9 protein-coding genes and 4 tRNA genes are annotated in these 18268 nt (G+C 44.1%); 8 read left to right on the plus strand and 5 right to left on the minus strand.

Annotated elements, in window-relative coordinates; genetic code table 11:
* Positions 1-52 precede the first annotated feature (52 nt).
* Positions 53-1015 (minus strand): DMT family transporter, encoded by a 963-nt coding sequence (locus ACRWP9_RS00115; RefSeq protein ID WP_434927324.1) that lies wholly within the window; start codon positions 1013-1015, stop codon positions 53-55.
* 237 nt (positions 1016-1252) lie between these two features.
* Between ACRWP9_RS00115 and ACRWP9_RS00120 the strand changes: the two genes are divergently transcribed.
* From ACRWP9_RS00120 to rimO, 8 genes are all read left to right on the plus strand, one after another.
* A complete protein-coding gene (locus ACRWP9_RS00120) occupies positions 1253-2356 on the plus strand; it encodes a phosphoribosylaminoimidazolesuccinocarboxamide synthase (protein ID WP_434927326.1) in 1104 nt (367 codons plus the stop codon).
* Positions 2357-2978: 622 nt separating this feature from the next.
* The gene (locus ACRWP9_RS00125; RefSeq protein ID WP_434927327.1) at positions 2979-4031 is read left to right on the plus strand and encodes a porin; all 1053 of its coding nucleotides are present in this window, start codon (positions 2979-2981) and stop codon (positions 4029-4031) included.
* A 33-nt stretch (positions 4032-4064) separates the two neighbouring features.
* A complete protein-coding gene (locus ACRWP9_RS00130) occupies positions 4065-7313 on the plus strand; it encodes an ExeM/NucH family extracellular endonuclease (protein WP_434927328.1) in 3249 nt (1082 codons plus the stop codon).
* Between the two features lie 74 nt (positions 7314-7387).
* Positions 7388-10036 carry an endonuclease gene (locus tag ACRWP9_RS00135; protein ID WP_434927329.1) on the plus strand — a complete coding sequence of 883 codons (2649 nt, stop codon included), beginning with the start codon at positions 7388-7390 and terminating at the stop codon, positions 10034-10036.
* Positions 10037-10189: 153 nt separating this feature from the next.
* A complete protein-coding gene (gene ushA / locus ACRWP9_RS00140) occupies positions 10190-11932 on the plus strand; it encodes a bifunctional UDP-sugar hydrolase/5'-nucleotidase UshA (protein ID WP_434927330.1) in 1743 nt (580 codons plus the stop codon).
* Between the two features lie 560 nt (positions 11933-12492).
* On the plus strand, positions 12493-14649 hold the full coding sequence (locus ACRWP9_RS00145) for a TonB-dependent siderophore receptor (protein WP_434927331.1): 2157 nt from the start codon (positions 12493-12495) through the stop codon (positions 14647-14649).
* 111 nt (positions 14650-14760) lie between these two features.
* Positions 14761-15876 (plus strand): PepSY-associated TM helix domain-containing protein, encoded by a 1116-nt coding sequence (locus ACRWP9_RS00150; RefSeq protein WP_434927332.1) that lies wholly within the window; start codon positions 14761-14763, stop codon positions 15874-15876.
* A gap of 187 nt (positions 15877-16063) precedes the next feature.
* A complete protein-coding gene (rimO, locus tag ACRWP9_RS00155; protein WP_434927333.1) occupies positions 16064-17491 on the plus strand; it encodes a 30S ribosomal protein S12 methylthiotransferase RimO in 1428 nt (475 codons plus the stop codon).
* A 193-nt stretch (positions 17492-17684) separates the two neighbouring features.
* On the opposite strand, the gene ACRWP9_RS00160 is transcribed toward rimO, so the two are convergent.
* From ACRWP9_RS00160 to ACRWP9_RS00175, 4 genes are all read right to left on the minus strand, one after another.
* A tRNA-Pro gene (locus ACRWP9_RS00160) sits at positions 17685-17761 on the minus strand.
* A gap of 73 nt (positions 17762-17834) precedes the next feature.
* Positions 17835-17911, minus strand: a tRNA-Pro gene (locus ACRWP9_RS00165).
* A 26-nt stretch (positions 17912-17937) separates the two neighbouring features.
* Positions 17938-18013, minus strand: a tRNA-His gene (locus ACRWP9_RS00170).
* Positions 18014-18062: 49 nt separating this feature from the next.
* Positions 18063-18139 (minus strand) — tRNA-Arg (locus ACRWP9_RS00175).
* Positions 18140-18268 lie beyond the last annotated feature (129 nt).

Consider the following 18268-nt stretch of genomic DNA (forward strand, 5'->3'; position numbering starts at 1 on the left):
CTGTCACTATTATCTGAACTCAGGCTGATGCATGCATAATAGAATAGCAAACTTAGCTCACAAGCCGTTTAGCTGCTTTACGCTTCAAATACAGCGGCCATATTTGCACCGCAAACACTGAACAAATAATCAACACTATGCCCATTAGCGATAGTGCATCTAGGTTATCTGCGCTAAATACCCCATTCCACCAGCCTAAGCTGACCACTAAGGCCGTTGAACTGAAACTCAGCACCGGCGTTAAGGCTAGCATGGCGCTAACCTGAGCCGTGGGCCAATACTTCATCGCCTGACCAAAACAGCCGTAGGCAATTAAGGTATTGGCGCCGCAAAAAATAACTACCATCCAGTTAGATGAATCCATTAATGCAAAATGACTAAAGTCACTGAACGGTGCCATAGCAACAATGCCCAGCCCATAGATAAACAGCAACACATTACTAGGCGATAATTTACTGCCTAATGATTTTTGCAATAAGGCATAACTGGTCCAAGACAATACCGAAAATTGCACAATCATCACCCCGATGACTATTTGATGATTGTCGCTATTACTCAAATTTAAATTCGGATGGAAAAACATCAACATGCCAATGGCTAATGTGGCAAAACAACTCAGCTGCATCGCATTTAAGCGTTCTTTAAATAATAACACTCCACCAAAAGCGAGAAAGAAGGGAGCGGTTTGAAAATTCAGTTGCGCTGTGCCAGGGGCAAGATAGTCGAGCGAGTAAACAAACGAGACATAATTGAACATCAACAAAATACCGGCAAGGCTTAATTTGAGCCAGTCGCTGCTGATTAAAACATTAAATTGTTTAAGCTTACCAAATCGCCATTGCAGCAAGAGTGTCACCACAAACGCCATGACAAATCGAAACCAGGTCAAGGTTACGGGGTCAATAAACTGCCCAGACAATTTCAACGCTATGGGTAAAATGCCCCAAAAAAAGACCGCTATGGAAACAAAAATCAGACCTAACTTGGCGGCGTTATCGACTTGGGTATTGGTCACGTTATTGACTCTTTATGTTAAAGAATTGAATACTGCCTGATATGCGAATACCTGTCAGCTAATATTACGGTCTGCTGGCGATATTGCTTATTACGGCCAAAATTATATCCATGATTGTTCTGTTATCAAAAAAGCCTATTTAACCCTAGCCTTTTTACGTGGCAAAACTGAGGAATACGGGTAAAATAGCCGCCATCAAAAATAGCCCTTACACCTTCAACTAGAGGAATACTCGTTATGAGTCTTGCCAATTCCGTTTTAGCCGTTAATAACGATTTACCTATCCGCACAGACAAACCCGTGCATAGCGGTAAAGTACGCAGTGTTTACTGGCTAACTGAAGCTGATAGTCGTCGTTTAATCAAAGACAAAGGCTATGATGTTCCTGAAAATACCCCACTTGCTATCATGGTGATCAGTGATCGAATTTCAGCCTTTGATTGTATTTTTCATGGTGAAGGCAATTTACAAGGCATTCCAGGTAAAGGCGCGGCACTGAACGCTATTTCAAATAACTGGTTTAAGCTATTTGCTGAAAATGGCTTAGCTGACAGCCATATTCTGGATATCCCGCATCCATTTGTGTGGATTGTGCAAAAAGCCCGTCCGATTAAAGTTGAAGCTATTTGTCGTCAGTACATTACCGGTTCGATGTGGCGTGCTTACGCTAAAGGCGAGCGTGAATTCTGTGGCATCACACTACCTGAAGGATTAAGCAAAGATCAAAAATTACCTGAGCTATTAATCACGCCGTCGACCAAAGGCATTTTAACCGGTATTCCAGGCGTGCCTGCACAAGATGATGTCAACATTAGCCGCAGTGATATTGAAGCCCATTATCAAGCGTTTGGTTTTGAAAAAGCTTCTGATATCGACTTATATGAAAAACTACTCAAGCAAGGCTTCAATGTTATTTCAGATGCGCTAGCCAAGTTAGATCAAGTCTTTGTTGATACCAAGTTTGAATTTGGTTATGTCACTGATAAAGATGGTCACTCGAAACTGATTTATATGGATGAAGTCGGTACACCTGACTCTTCACGCATTTGGGACGGTCCTGCTTATCGTGACGGCAAGATCGTCGAAAACTCAAAAGAAGGTTTCCGCCAGTTTTTATTAAACCATTTTGACGATGCCGACATTTTATTAAATAAAGACAGAATGCCTGAGCGCGAAGCATTAGCTCGCGATAATGATTTACCGTTAGCGGCGATGATGTTGGTGTCAGAAACCTATACTGGTGTAGCTGAAAAAGTGACCGGTAAAAAAATCACTTTATCATCTAACCCGAAAGCTGACATTATTGAAATTCTAAAAAACCAGTACGATCTTATCGACTAGCTTTTAAGTGCCAGTCCTTAAGTACTCGCTTTTAGGTTTCAGATCATAAAAAAGGATGACGTAATGTCATCCTTTTTGTTAAGTTGCCATTCGCACCCGCTTTCTGCTTTATAAAAGTCTTTTTAAAGCTGTTAAGTGAGGTTTACTGACTATTTTTAGTACCTAGTAACAGATTAATGATCTACATTTCGTTAATTATAAAAACAGCATCCTTTATTCTCACACCATTTTATACAAAACACATACCACAACGTTCTCACTTAAGTTACTGATTTTCTAGAAACCTACTAACACAAGTCAGACCACTGTTCTCTACAGCGGTCAAGTGTCTTAAAATTTTCTATATTTGACATATACTTATGTTTTAAAAATGTGACTGGAACTTCTTTTTTTTGTAATCAAACTCTGTAACAATCGCAACCCAGGTTAATAAAAATTAACCATAGTATTATAAAAACGGGGTTGATATATGAAATATGTAACAAAGATATTGGTGATTTCACCATCGAATGCTCCACCTCTCTGAGCCGTTAGCAGTTTACGAATTAATAAATAAATATTTTTAATTTTGAGTTTAGCCTTCAAATATAGGCTGACAAATTACTAATCGGAAGTAACAGCAATGTTAAACAAATCAATAATTGCAATCGCTATTGTCACTATGTTTAGTGCAGGTTCAGTAAGCGCTGTAATGCTAGAAGGTGACAGTCAAGGCGACAATGTTCGCTTATATGGCGAAGTGGGTGTCGGTGGGCATTTTGATACTCACGCAGATTACAACCACAATGAGTTCTACGATACCAAGGGTTATGTAGATGATAGCTTCGCGACCATGGGCGTAACCGGGCAACGTCAACAATTTACCTATCGTCTTGAGCTCGATTACCAACGCCGTAACTGGCTAGGCGGAGACGGTGAGTTCGAATTGGCCATCGACAAAATGTACGTAGGCTATGCCTTCACCGAACAACAGTGGATCGAGCTCGGCTTGACCGATACAGCATTCGACGATTACGACCACTTCGGTGATTTTACCTTCAACAAGTCCGTTGAAACCGGTGAAGCGGGTGACCAAGAGAACACAGTTAAGTATCAAGCTGAATTTGAAAATCTAATTTTCGGAACTTCTTACTCATACGATGGTGAACACAAGAGTGGTGCGCTACAAGGTGACATCATTAACGGATACATGGGGTGGATGTCTGATCTGCTATCTGTTGTGGTTGGCCTAGAAACGCGCGGCGGCTCTAACGGGATCAGTAAATATGGTGAGCAGCAACAGATAGGTTTCGGTGCACGCCTGAAACTGATGCCAGATTTATCTATTGGTTTAAATGGTTTTGTAGAAGATGAAGACTTATCAACACGTAAGAGCGGTGACGTATACCTAGATTATCAGACCTTCCGCAATCAGGGAGTAACGGTAAGTGCTAAGTACGACCTGAACCAGCACTGGGAAATCATCAGCTCGGTAAACCACGAAGAGTACGAGGGCTGGGATCTTATTGGTCCTAACTACGACTACTCCGAACTGCCACCTGAGTACGGAAAAGAGCGTCAGTGGGCCAGTTTAGGTTTCAACTATCGTCCTGCCCGCGACATCGTGCTGTCCCTAGAAGGCCGAGTTGGCGAAGCCCCTGAAGCAGCCTACGCTTATGCGCGTATGTACTTCTAGTCCGAATTGAATTCAACTTTTATAGAGTTTACTATGAAAAAAAGTTTCCTATCGCTGGCCATAGCCAGCACCATCAGCATGGGCGCCTTCGCTGGCGTTCAAGACCTGCTGATCACCGAAATGACCCAAAGTGCCGATGCCAATGTTGGCGCGGTTGAGATCACTAATACAGGCTCTGATGCCTTCACTTTTACTGATGATATTACAGCTTTCCAACGCTCTGACGGCAAGTATGACAACGAGTTACTCAACGCTGATGCTAAGCCGCTGTTGAGTGGTCAGACGCTTGCCTCCGGCGCGTCTATGGTTATTGTTAATAGTCGATCGACTGAAGAGTTTCGTAATGCTATTGCGACTCAAGGTGGCACAGTTGTTGTCTCTACATATGACAGCAGCAACAGGTATAACAACCTGTTCATGACCAGCAATGACGGCTTTTTCCTGAAAAATGGTGATACCGTTATTGATCGTGTTGGAGCAGTGAATGACGGTAGCAAGTGGGCACCGAATACCACTTTACGTCGTAAACAAGCCGCTGATGGCAACAATCCCGCTCAATCAGGCACCTTCGATGCGACTAAGTGGCAGAACATCTTACCAATGAGATTTGATGATTTAGGTAAATCAGAGCTGCCCGCTGCTGATGCTGCCGACATCATGGATATTTTCACTTGTCCAACGGATAAGAATGAAATCATGTCTCCTAGCGAAGTTCAGGGGACAGGCTTTACCTCGCCTTTAATTGCTGAAGGTAAGACTGAATCAGATGAAAAAGTTGCCGTAGAGGGGATCATCTCAGTTAAGGTTTCTATCCCTAACGAAGGCTTCTATCTTCGCAATCTTGTTTCTGACAACGACTCTGAGACTTCCGATGGTATCTTTGTTAGCTCTAGCGCTGCTGGTGATCTAAAAGTAGGTCAGACTGTTTGTGTTGGTAGTAAAGTAGCTGAATACCAAGGCCAGACGCAACTGTCAGCTGATACGGCATTTAGCTGGAACGTGACTGATACTAACATTCTAACGCTGCCTACAGATATTGAGGTTATTAGCGCTGATAACGGCTCTTTCGATAAGACCCTAGAACGCTATGAAGGTATGTTGGTTAACTTGCCTACAGATCTGGATCCTCAGACTGATGGCGACCAAGATATGCGTATTGCTCGCAGCTTCAGCTACAACTACCTGTCAACTCCTAACGGTCGTAACAACATGGTGGCGGCTTATAAGCGTCCTAATTTACAGCCTAACCACTTGCATGTTGCTGGAAGCCCAGAGTCTAAAGCGGCTTATGAGCAGAACAATGACTATCGTTTAGTGATTGAAAGTTCGCCTAAATCCAACGGCACCGAGTTGCCTTATTACGCAGGCTTTAACAGTGACCCACACACTAACTATATTCGTATCGACGATAGTCTCGTTAATGCGCAGGGTGTGATCAGTCAATATGAAACCGAGCTGATCCCTGGCACTGATAAGTATGACCAGGACTACAGCCTGACCATAACCAATCAGTTGACGAGTGATAACTTTATTCACAACCTACCGCGTACTAAGAAACCTGACCTGAGTGACACAGTGGCAGAAGATGAGTTTGCCATCCGTGTTGCCAGTCAGAACCTGTTTAACTTCTTTAACTCTCCTTTCGGTGGCGACAATAACAACTTTGGTCAGAGCCGAGGCGCTGATACCTACGATGAATACATTCACCAGAGAACTAAGCTGGTAGAAATTATTCGTGCTCAGGATGCTGATGTGATGGCCCTGATGGAGATTGAAAACAACGGTTTTGGCAATGACAGTGCCATTGCAGAGATTGTGAACCAGGTCAATATCCAGTATGTGGATGAGCGCGCCCAGGATTACAATGGCCCTACCTCTACTGAAAACCGTTATGTGTTTGTTGGTTTTGACAACAACGGCAATCAAATGCTGGATAATCTAGACGCCATTGGTTCTGACGCAATTGCTACAGGTATCATCTATCGCCCAAGCAAGATGAGCATTGAGCGCACTCGCGTTATCCCAATGCCTCAGCAAAGAGCGCCTACTATCGTCAACGACTTAGGTGAGGTGATCAAAGATCAAAATCAAGAGATCTTAGAAGACGGTCAAAACTACCACCGCGATGCCTTGGTGGTAACCTTTATCGTTAACCAAACAGGCAAGCGCTTGACGCTAGCTGTAAATCACCTTAAGTCAAAAGGCTCTACTTGTTGGGAAGAATGGCAAGGTCTTGAGTTTGGCAATGCCACAACTTGGAACAACCGTGAAGCACCCGATCTAGATTACCAAGGGTCTTGTGCTGAGTTCCGCGTAGCCGGTGCCGTGCACTTAGGTGAAGAGATGCTAGATGTGCGTGGGGATAAGATCATCCTTGGTGATTTGAACGCCTATGGTAAAGAAGATCCTGTACTGGTTCTTACCGAGAACCCACGTAATAAGACGATCGTCACTGCTAGCCACACTTTCCTTGGGCCTAAGCCTCAGTTTAACGAAGATGGCTCTCCAGTCACTATCACTAAGACTTACGGCTACATTGATATTGTCGGTGAAAAGTTTAAAGAGAAGGGTAAGACGCCTTGGAGTTACTCTTTCAGTGACGAAATAGGATCGCTTGATCACATTTTGATCTCGCCTTCTCTGAAAGATCGCGTGATTGATGCCACTGACTGGCATGTTAACGCTGCAGAGACCGGCCTGTATGACTACCAAAACAGCTTTAAAGGTAGTATCGACGGTACTGGCGCGCATAAGTTTTACAAAGCGGACATGTATCGCGCGTCGGATCACGACCCTGCACTCATTAGCCTTAGCTATAAGCCTGGTGATGCGGATGCTGACGTGCCTCTGAACCTGACAAAACTGAATAAGCTGATCAAGGTCCCTTACCAGATCCCGACCGATATTTCTGCTCAAGTGGGCGATATCGCAACTATCAGTATGAGTCCTTATGATGATGAACAGCGTTTAGATTTGACCCAACTGCTGCTGCCTAATGTGGTCCTTTCTAATGGCACGACAGCTTTGGTGAATTTCGAGGTCTTCGGTGCGCCATCAGCTATCTACAACGTGACTGTAAAGTTAATGCGTAATGGCCAACTTGTAGAAGGGTCTCAGCAAACATTCCTAGCGAAGGTATCTAGTCGCGACTCTTTGATTGCCGACATTGTCGAAGAAGAAACCGATAACACTGGTGGTAATGGTAAAGCTGGTAGCGCCGGCTTTATCAGCTTGTTATCCCTGTTCGGATTGGCAGCGATTCGCCGTCGTCTGCGCAAATAAGCGATCAACTAGATAATGAAGCGCCTGCTTTCGGGCAGTGCGCTTCCCATCACAGATTCAAAAGAGATAACATTATGAGAATTAAAATGAGTGCAGTTGCCACCGCGACTGCCATAGTTCTGGGCGCTTTTTCTTCTGCGGCGAGTGCTGACTTACTGATTACTGAGTACATTGAAGGCAGCAGCAACAACAAAGCCATTGAAATATCCAATCTAGGTAGCAGTGCTATCGATTTGGATGCTAACGTTTATAAGCTGACACTATTTGGCAATGGTGCTGACGCATCAGCACCGGGTAACACTGAAACGCTGACTGGCACTCTGCAGCCAGGAAAGAGCCTCGTTTTCCACAATTCTGGTGCTGCTGATGTGTTTAAAGTGGGCAACGCTTCAACCGTAACATTTTTCAACGGTGATGATGCACTAGTACTAACCAAAGACGACGCGGTTATCGATCGCTTCGGTAAGCGTGGCGAAGACCCTGGCTCAGCTTGGACTGATCCAAACGACGCAAATTTCTCCACCGCAAATAAGACACTGCGTCGTAAAGCCAGCGTTACCTCCGGTGACACCGTGGCCGAGGCTGATTTCCCTGGTGCAGTCAATCAGTGGGTAGTGTTTGATACAGACACTTCTGATGGCCTTGGCTGCTCAGGTGAAAGCGCTTGTGGCTCTGAAGCAACTCCAGGCTTATTGTTGCTAACCGAATACATCGAAGGCAGCAGCAACAACAAAGCGATTGAGATTTCAAACGTTGGTGGCACCGCCATCGATCTAGATGCTAATGTTTACAAGCTAACTCTGTTTGGTAATGGTAGTACGGATCCAGGTAATACAGAGACTTTAACAGGCACTTTAGCGCCAGGAAAAAGTCTGGTATTCCATAATTCTGGGGCCGCAGATGCGTTTAAAATCGGCAATGCTTCTACCGTCACTTTCTTCAACGGTGATGATGCCCTAGTATTAACCAAAGATGACGTGGTTATCGATCGCTTCGGTAAACGCGGCGAAGACCCTGGTTCTGCTTGGACCGATCCAAACGATGCTAATTTCTCTAGTGCGAATAAGACCTTACGTCGTAAAGCCAGTGTAACAGCTGGTGATACTGTGGCCGAAGCAGATTTCCCAGGTGCCAACAATCAGTGGGCAGTATTCGATGTTGATACCGCTGATGGCCTAGGTTGTGCTGGTGAAAATACCTGCGATGGTTCAGTAACACCTCCAGTACCAGAGCCTGAAACAGGTCCTTGCACCGGTTGCGAGACGCTGACTCCGGTAGCCGATCCTAAGACGTTCAATGCTGAGATCTATTACTCAGATGTACTAAGTGGTAATTTTTCCTCTGCAGAAGAGCTTAAGAATGCATTGTCGGCCATCATAGCAAAAGATCACAAGTATCTGACCTACAAGCAGGTTTGGAGCACGCTGACCTACGCAGATCAAGATCCTGCCAACGATAAAAATGTTATTGAGATCTACACAGGTAGCTCTATATCAAAGTACGACAATCTGGGTAGTGGTAGCGGTGTGGGTAAATGGAACCGTGAGCACGTTTGGGCTAAGAGTCATGGCTTCCCAAGCGAGTCTCAATGGGGTTATACCGATGCCCATCACCTACGTCCATCAGATCCTGGTATTAACTCTGCACGAAGCAACAATGACTTTGGTGCATGTAAGGATACAGGCGAAGAGGTACTATTCAACGGTGTAGGTACGGGTAACTATCTAGACAAAACGACAGACTGCTGGGAGCCTCGTGATGAGGTGAAAGGCGACGTTGCCCGAATGCTCATGTACATGGATACCCGTTATCAAGGCACGGATACTGCTACGACTCAAATGCCAGATCTAGTCGCAGTCGATCGTTTAACAACTGCAGACGAGGATAGCGCTCCGCTGATCGGTACGCTTTGTACTCTGTATGCATGGAACCAGTTAGATGCTATTGATACCTTCGAGCAGAATCGTAACAACCAGGTATACAAATATCAGGGCAACCGTAACCCTTTCATTGACCGTCCTGAGTTAGTAAAAGAAGTGTATGGTGCAGTCTGTGGTGACGATCCAAACCCTGTTTTGGAAGTTGAAGGCGATATCGTTACTCCTGATAGTGTCACTGAAGGCGCTGCTTACACCATAGATGCCTCTGCAATCAAAGCTGGCGAAGGTGTTGTCCTTACTTACAAGTGGGAACAGATTGTTGGTGAAGAGAAGACTGTTGTTGGCAGTGAGGCTATCTTGTCTCTGACTGCACCAATGGTTAAAGCCGATGAGACATTGAACTTCACCTTGACCATCAGCGACGGTAGTTTAGAAACAATCAAAGATGTTAGCTTGAGCGTGATGAACGTGCCTTTGACTCTGAATGTAGAGTTTGCTGGAACAACTAAAGTGACCGAAGGTGATAAAACGACTATCACAGCGACAGTTACGGATGCGCCAGAAGGGACTCAATACAGCTGGAAGCAGGTATCTGGAGACACGGCAGTGTTTACTGCTGCAGGTCTGACACTGGATGTCACATCTCCTAGCGTCAATATCGATCAAGTTCTTGTGTTCGAGCTTACGGCAACTGTTGACGAAGAAAGCTTCAGTAAGTCTGTTAGTATTGAGGTAATAAACACCGAAGATACTGGTTGGACTAAGCCAGAGGGTGCGGGTAGCTTAGGTGGTTTTATGACTCTGCTGCTGCCGCTAATGTGGTTGCGTCGCCGCCAAGGCTAATCATCAGTTAAGCCTATAAAGCAGCACCGGTATCGTTCTGGCTGCTGCTTTTTTTAACTGTACTGCCGTTGTCTTATATCTCATCTTGGCGCATTTCTCTCACGATGATAAAGCTAGTGGCAATGTGTATCTGTTTAATATTGAAGGATTATTATGAATACTTCACTCCTTCCTTCTGGCCGACTTCTTACCTGCTCAGCTATCGCACTTGCGTTGACATTGAGTGGCTGTGGTAAGAAAAAGCTAGAAGAGGCTCCTAAAGCGCCTGAGGTGACGGCATCTGTCGCCTGTATCGCTGCAGGCGATGACTGCAAGCGCTTCACCCTCCTGCATACCAATGACCACCATGGCCGTTTTTGGCATAGTGAAAACGGTGGGTATGGTATGGCAGCACGCAAAACCATTCTTGATCAGATCCGCAAAGAGGTGATTGAACAAGGAGGCCAGGTTTTACTGCTCTCCGGTGGCGACATCAATACTGGCGTTCCTGAGTCTGATCTTCAAGACGCCGAGCCAGATTTTATCGGCATGAACCACCTGGGTTATGACGCCATGGCCGTCGGTAACCATGAGTTTGATAATCCATCAACAGTGATGGATAAGCAAAGGAGCTGGTCAAAATTCCCTTGGTTATCGGCCAACATCTATCGCCAAGTCGATGGTGAATGGCAACGCTACTTTGAGCCCTACAAGCTATTCGAAGTTCAGGGCTTAAAGTTAGCCGTTGTTGGTTTAACTACCGAGCAGACCGCAGAGATAGGCAACCCAGAGTACGTTGAAAATCTAAAATTCACTTCAGCTCAAGCTGAGGCGAAAGCGGTTTTAGCAGAGCTTAAAGAGCAGCATCAACCAGATCTGGTCTTTGGTCTCACCCACATGGGTCACTATGAAAATGGTAGACATGGCAGTAATGCTCCCGGTGATGTAGCTCTGGCTCGCAGTCTTGAACCTGGGCAGTTTCAAGCCATCATTGGCGGTCATTCACAGTTGCCTGTCTGTATGGAAGGAGACACAGGTGAGTACGTAAAAAAATATGCTCGAGATGAGCCTTGTAAGCCTGATCGTCAAAATGGCACTTGGATCATGCAAGCCTACGAATGGGGCAAATATGTTGGCCGTGCTGACTTTGAATACTACGGTGGCGAGCTTCATCTGGCAAACTACGAGCTCGTTCCAGTGAACACTGAAACCAAGTATGGTTTCATGCAGCATTCTTCTATGCTAACCCCCAAAGATCCGGAAACCCTCGAGTTACTGCGTCCATATCAGCGCAATGGTCAGGTAAAACTGCGAGAGGAGATTGGTGTTGCGAAGGCGAATTTCATTGGAGATCGAAAGGTTGTTCGTTACCAAGCGACACCTCTAGGGATTATGATAGCCCATGCTCAGACTCTGCTCTCTGTGCCAGCAGATTTTGGCATCATGAACTCCGGCGGTATTCGTACCACCATAAAGAAAGGGCCTATTCGTTATCGTGATGTGCTTGAGGTGCTGCCTTTTTCTAACAGTGTCACTGTGACAGAGATGAATGGTGTCGAACTGAAAAAGTATTTGTCTAAGGTTGCGCTTATGACTCAAGGCTCTGGAGGCTTTGCCCACTTCAGCGGCATCAAAATGACCGTTGACTGTAAAGCTAAGGATGTTGATATCAGTGCTATTGGTGACAAGCCCTTCAAGCCAGAGAATAACTATCGATTTACCCTCCCTAGCTATAATGCTGCGGGCGGTAACAAATATCCAAAGTTGAAGGAAAAGGCGAGAGACACAGGCTTTGTTGATGCCGATATGCTTTATCAATTCATCAAAAAGCATGGAACACTCGATCCTATTGATTATGACACTGCGAGAGATGTTCGCTATATCAACTCTAGAAATTCTGATGGCTGCAGCAGCTAAACTTATTACCTAATAAGGTTAATCTGCTGCTCTATTAACCCTAAACAGCGCCCTGCCTTTCGGTTTGGCGCTGTTTATTTTAAGGGATATGCCCGGAAAACCGATATCAAGGAAATACGTGTTTGAGACTCTTAGGCTTGAATGATAGCGGCGAAAAAATGCGTTAAATAATCAAAATCAGTTAACAATATTATATTTACTCATCATAAATTCAATTACCTACGCTTACCCTCCATTATTAAGAGCAGAAGAAATCTAATACAACCTAGATAAAACCTACCAAAAACAATGTCGTACAGAAAAGCTTTCAGCATGAAAATATTTTTTAAACTGCTCAATAAGTCCAAAAAAACTCTCCTTATTTTTACAGGATTCAATCCTGAATCTGCAATTTCCGGTTTTCTAATAACGAACGCTCTTCCGTTTTCTTTACAATTCACCGCCAATGTAAATGGTAATCATTTCTATTTAGATTAGTGTGTTATTTATATAAACTATGCCTGCAAATTACCGCTGCGCATTAACCGCGTTTTCTTCGCTCGCTATAAAGATGATCAAAAATGAAACGATTAACACTGTCATATGCCATACTTCTCGCACTGATTCCTATCAGTCAACTGCATGCTGAAACCCCAAATGAGACCCAAAATGAAGCGGTAGATCAACTTGACCCTAGTTTTGAAACGATTGAGGTTAAGGGAAGATATATTCAAGGCTACAATGCACATTCTGCCAGTGGAGCATCACGCCTTGATTTAGCCATCAGCGACATACCGCAATCAGTATCGGTGATAACAGATGCACAACTGCGCGATTTTCAATTAAATGACATTAACTCTGCGATCGATACCGCTACAGGCATTAACGTAGAACGCATTGAAACCGACCGCACCTATTACACGGCTCGTGGCTTTGATGTCACTAATTTTCAAATCGACGGTGTTGGCTTGCCGCTTACCTCAGGTAATAACCATGCCGACGAAGACACCGCGATATACGATCGCGTTGAAGTCATACGTGGCGCAAACGGCTTAATGACAGGCGTGGGTAATCCATCTGCAACGGTTAACTTTATTCGTAAACGCCCAACAGATGATAACCAACTTAATATGCTAGCCAGTTATGGCAGCTGGGACAACCTACGTTTAGAAGTGGATGGCACTGCTCAATTAAATGATACTGTTGCCGCCAGAGTGGTTGCAGTCAAACAAACTAAAGACTCCTACTTAGACCGCTATAAAACTGATAAAACGGTACTTTATGCCTTTATTGACGCCAAATTTACCGATGATACCAGCCTGTCTATCAGCCACAGCTATATTGATAATGACGCTAAAGGTAACAACTGGGGCGCATTACCGCTGTATTACACTGATGGCAGTCCAACAAACTATGACCGTTCGACCAACACGTCAGCCAATTGGTCTAACTGGCAAGTTGAAAAGCAAAATACTGTAGTTGAATTAAGCCATTACTTTTCTGATAACTGGCGTTTACGCGCAACTTATTCGCACAAAGTTACCGATGAAGATACCGAGCTATTTTATGTCTTTGGAACACCAAACAAAACAACCGAACTTGGGTTAACTGGTTATGGTAGTGAATATGATTTAGACGAAAATCATAACCTAGCAGATATCTATATCAATGGTGATGTAACGCTATTTGGCCGAGAGCATCAAGTTGTTGCAGGTATCAATTATGCCCAAATGGACTACACAGACACCTCACTATACGACTACAGCACGGGAAATGGCTTCCCTGCAATGCCAGATTTAAATACCTGGGACGGTAACACCCCAAAGCCCACCTTTAAAGACGATCTGCGTGGCAGCGATGTCAGCGCAACCCAAAAAGCAGCTTACTTTACCGGTCGGTTTAATCTGTTTGAAGATTTTTATGTCATTGCTGGAGGCCGCTATAACGACTGGCAGGCCGCGGGTGAATCATACGGTAATGTTCAAGATGTAGAAGATGCGCAATTTATTCCTTACCTTGGCATGACCTATCGCTTCATTCCTGAATTATTGGCCTACGCCAGCTATACCGAAACATTCACCGCACAGCGTGAATTAGATATTAATGACAACACATTAGCCCCAGTAACCGGCGAAAGCCAAGAGGTGGGTCTTAAAAGTGAGCTATTCAATGGCAATCTGATTACCACCTTAGCCTATTTTGATATTCAACAAACCAATCTTGCTATGGTAGACCCTCGTACAAGTCAGCTACCTCCGACAGAACGTCGCTATATCGGCTCAGATGGCATTAGCAGTAATGGTTTTGAACTGGATATTGCAGGCGAAATTTACCCAGGTCTAAACGCCAGTATTGGTTATACCGACTTTGATATTAAAGGTAATGACCAAGTTGCAGCTTACACTCCAAGTCAGTTATTTAAATTTGCCGCCACCTATGACTTAGCCTTAATTGAAGGACTCACATTTGGGCTTAATATGCGTTGGCAAGATGATATACAGCGCTCACAAGGCGTGGTTGGTGCTGACGTCATTAATGCAGGACAAGAAATTACGACTCATCAAAAAGCCTATGCCATTGTTGATTTAATGGCTAAATATCACTTTACCGACAGCCTTGACCTCACTGTTAATGCCAACAATGTTACCGATGAAAAATACCTTACCAGTCTTTATTGGGCACAGGGATTTTACGGTGCACCGGCTAATTACAGCGCCACAATGAGCTGGCGTTTGTAATCACTAATCAAACCATGCACAAACAATAGCGTAGAAAATTCTGCGCTATTACTTTGTCATGATAAGTGTCAAACCGAATCTAAAGCACAGACAACCTACACAGAGGTAAGCATGAGAAAAACCCTCTTTAAATGGCACTCCTATGGTGCACTAATTGCCATGTTGCCTATCTTAATTATGTCGATAACCGGCAGCATACTGGTTTTCAAGGTGGAAATAGATAGTCTACTGAGACCCGCGCACATGCTTGTCGATGCACTGCCCACAACGCCAAGAGTTAATTTAGACACCTTAATGCAAACCACATTAGGGGCTAATCCTGATTATGAGTTAGGTGGATGGGAGTTATTTGATGATAAGTCACGCTCAGATGCTGCCTACCTGATTAAACGCGGCACAGAAGATTGGAATAAAGTCTATATTAATCAATATACAGCGCAGCTTTTGTCACAACCTCAACCTATGGATCACTACATCACCGACTGGCTACTCGAACTACATTACTCATTTTTACTCCATGTAAAAGGGGCTTCAATAGCCTTTATTGCGGCACTCATCATGTTATTTTTAGGGATCAGCGGCATGATTATTTACCGTCGATTTTGGACAAAATTATTCACCCTACGTTTAGGTGCCGTAAAGCGTATTTTGTACAGCGACATTCATAAAATGATCGGTATCATTAGCTCGCCAGTAATGATTATATTGGCTTTTACTGGGGCTTATTGGAATATCAGCGGCATTATTCATGAAGTCACGGAACACGGCGACGGCGAGCATGTTTATATCACTAAACCTTTGCACGGCTTAGATATTTCCTTCGAGCAATTACGTCAACAGTCATCCACAGAAATAGACAGTTTCCAAGCTGGTTACCTTGCCATGCCGCACGAACCTGAGCGGAATATCGATTTTTACGGACAAGTCGACACCACAAACCCACTGAATAGTGAATACAGCAGCGTGGTCAGTTTTGATAAAACGAGCGGTAAATTACTGTCAAAGCAAGATATTCGCCAAGCAGGTTTTTTAATGGTGTTTATCGACAGTTTTCGTAAATTACACTTTGGTTATTTTGGTGGCTTAATCACACGTATCATTTGGTGTTTTTTAGGCTTGATGCTAGTATTTTTAGCCTTCACCGGATTTTATTTATATTGGCAACGACGCCAATCTAAAGTGCAGTCAAAACAAAAACGCCAACAAGTCTTAAACGAGGCTATTTAGTTAACAATAAGATGGTTTTAGCACACTCACTCACATAGAGGTTCAATCGAACCTCTATTGCCACACAATAAAAACTTCCCCGCGTTGCTTTCATTAGCTGTAATAGCAAAAAGACTGCTGTATAATTCCGCCACTCCAATTTTGGCTGTTATCTACTCGTTTTTTTATACCTATTTATAGAGGCACTATGACTGTTAATCACTATGACCCTAAACAAACCACTACCCTAGCGACACCCAAGAAGGTCATAGAGGAACAAGCAAAATCAGCATTAAGCCTAAATAGCCCAATACAAGCTAGCGCGGCTAAAATTGGTTTTGTCAGTCTTGGCTGTCCAAAAAACCTTGTCGATTCAGAACGTATTCTTACCCAGCTACGTACAGAAGGCTATGACGTAGTCTCTACTTATGCCGATGCTGACATGGTTATCGTTAATACCTGTGGCTTTATTGACAGTGCGGTACAAGAATCTTTAGACACAATTGGTGAGGCATTAGCAGCCAATGGTAAAGTACTGGTCACAGGTTGCTTAGGGGTTAAGAAAGATGAAATTATTGAGCTACACCCTAACGTACTAGGCGTAACCGGCCCACATGCGTATGACGAAGTACTTAAACAGGTTCATCAGCATGTTGAAAAACCAAAACACAATCCATTAATCGATTTAGTGCCAGATCACGGTATTAAACTGACCCCTAAGCATTATGCCTATTTAAAAATATCTGAAGGCTGTAACCACCGTTGTACTTTCTGCATTATTCCTTCTATGCGCGGTGATTTAGACTCTCGTCCCATTGGTGATGTGTTAGGTGAAGCGCAGCGTTTAGTCAAAGCTGGCGTTAAAGAATTATTGATTATTTCACAAGATACCTCAGCCTATGGTGTCGATGTAAAACATAAAACAGCATTTTGGGACGGCATGCCAATCAAAACTCACATGCAGCAGCTTTGTGAAGAGTTAGCAAAACAAGGTGTTTGGGTGCGTTTACATTATGTTTACCCTTATCCGCATGTGGATGACATTATTCCATTAATGGCGCAGGGCAGCATTTTACCGTATTTAGACATTCCGTTTCAGCATGCCAATAAACGCATCCTTAAATTGATGAAACGCCCAGGTAGCTCAGACAAAGTGTTAGAACGCATTGCTAAATGGCGCGAAATTTGCCCAGAATTGGTGATCCGTTCAACCTTTATTGTTGGTTTCCCAGGTGAAACCGAAGAAGAGTTTGAAGAGTTATTAGACTTTTTAGAAGAAGCACAATTAGATCGCGTAGGTTGTTTTAAATACTCGCCAGTAAAAGGCGCTAAAGCCAACGACTTACCGGACCATGTGCCTGACGATGTTATGGAGGACAGGTTACAACGCTTTATGGCTTTACAGGCGCAAATAAGCGCAGACAAGCTGCAAGCCCGTATTGGTCAAGAGTATTTAATCTTAATTGATGAAGTGAACACCGAAGGCGCTATTGGCCGCTCATACATGGACGCACCAGAAATTGACGGTAAAGTGTATTTAACCGACGAGTTTGACGTACAACCTGGCGATCAAATTTGGGTGCAAATTATTCATGCCGACGAGCACGATGTGTGGGGCGTACGCGTAGAAGACTAATCGGTCATTAATCAAGATCACTATGCCAGCTTAATCGCTGGCATTTTTATACCCAGCACAGCCAGCTAAGCTGCAATTAGTTAAGCAACTGCCGGTTAAATCACAATCAGTTAAAGTAGGTTATTAATCTTATTAAAAATATTTTATTTCAGATAGCAAAAAGCCACTCATAAGAGTGGCTTTTTGCTTTATGTGGTCGGTGATAGAGGATTCGAACCTCTGACCCTCTCGTCCCAAACGAGATGCGCTACCGGGCTGCGCTAATCACCGAGATTTTTACTTGAAAACAAGTCTGATATTTATTTAACGTTGAGGCTAAATTCGCTATAAGAAAGCGGGAATGTGGTCGGTGATAGAGGATTCGAACCTCTGACCCTCTCGTCCCAAACGAGATGCGCTACCGGGCTGCGCTAATCACCGAAATATACATAAAACAATAAATTGAATGGGGTGACTGATGGGGTTCGAACCCACGACAACCGGAATCACAATCCGGGACTCTACCAACTGAGCTACAATCACCACTGACTTTCAATCTTACTAACCAAATCCGACAAAACATACTACCGAATGGTGCGCCCAGAAGGATTCGAACCTTCGGCCTTACCCTCCGGAGGGGTACGCTCTATCCAGCTGAGCTATGGGCGCTCGCCTTGGTTAGCGACGCATATACTAAGGATAAATTGCCTCCACGTCTAGCCCTGATTTACTTTTTTTAACTGACTGATTAACTTTTGACTCATCAGCTGCAATTATCACCATTGTACGTGACGTAAT

The organism is Shewanella sp. HL-SH2 (assembly GCF_051164935.1).
GTDB lineage: Bacteria > Pseudomonadota > Gammaproteobacteria > Enterobacterales > Shewanellaceae > Shewanella > Shewanella glacialimarina.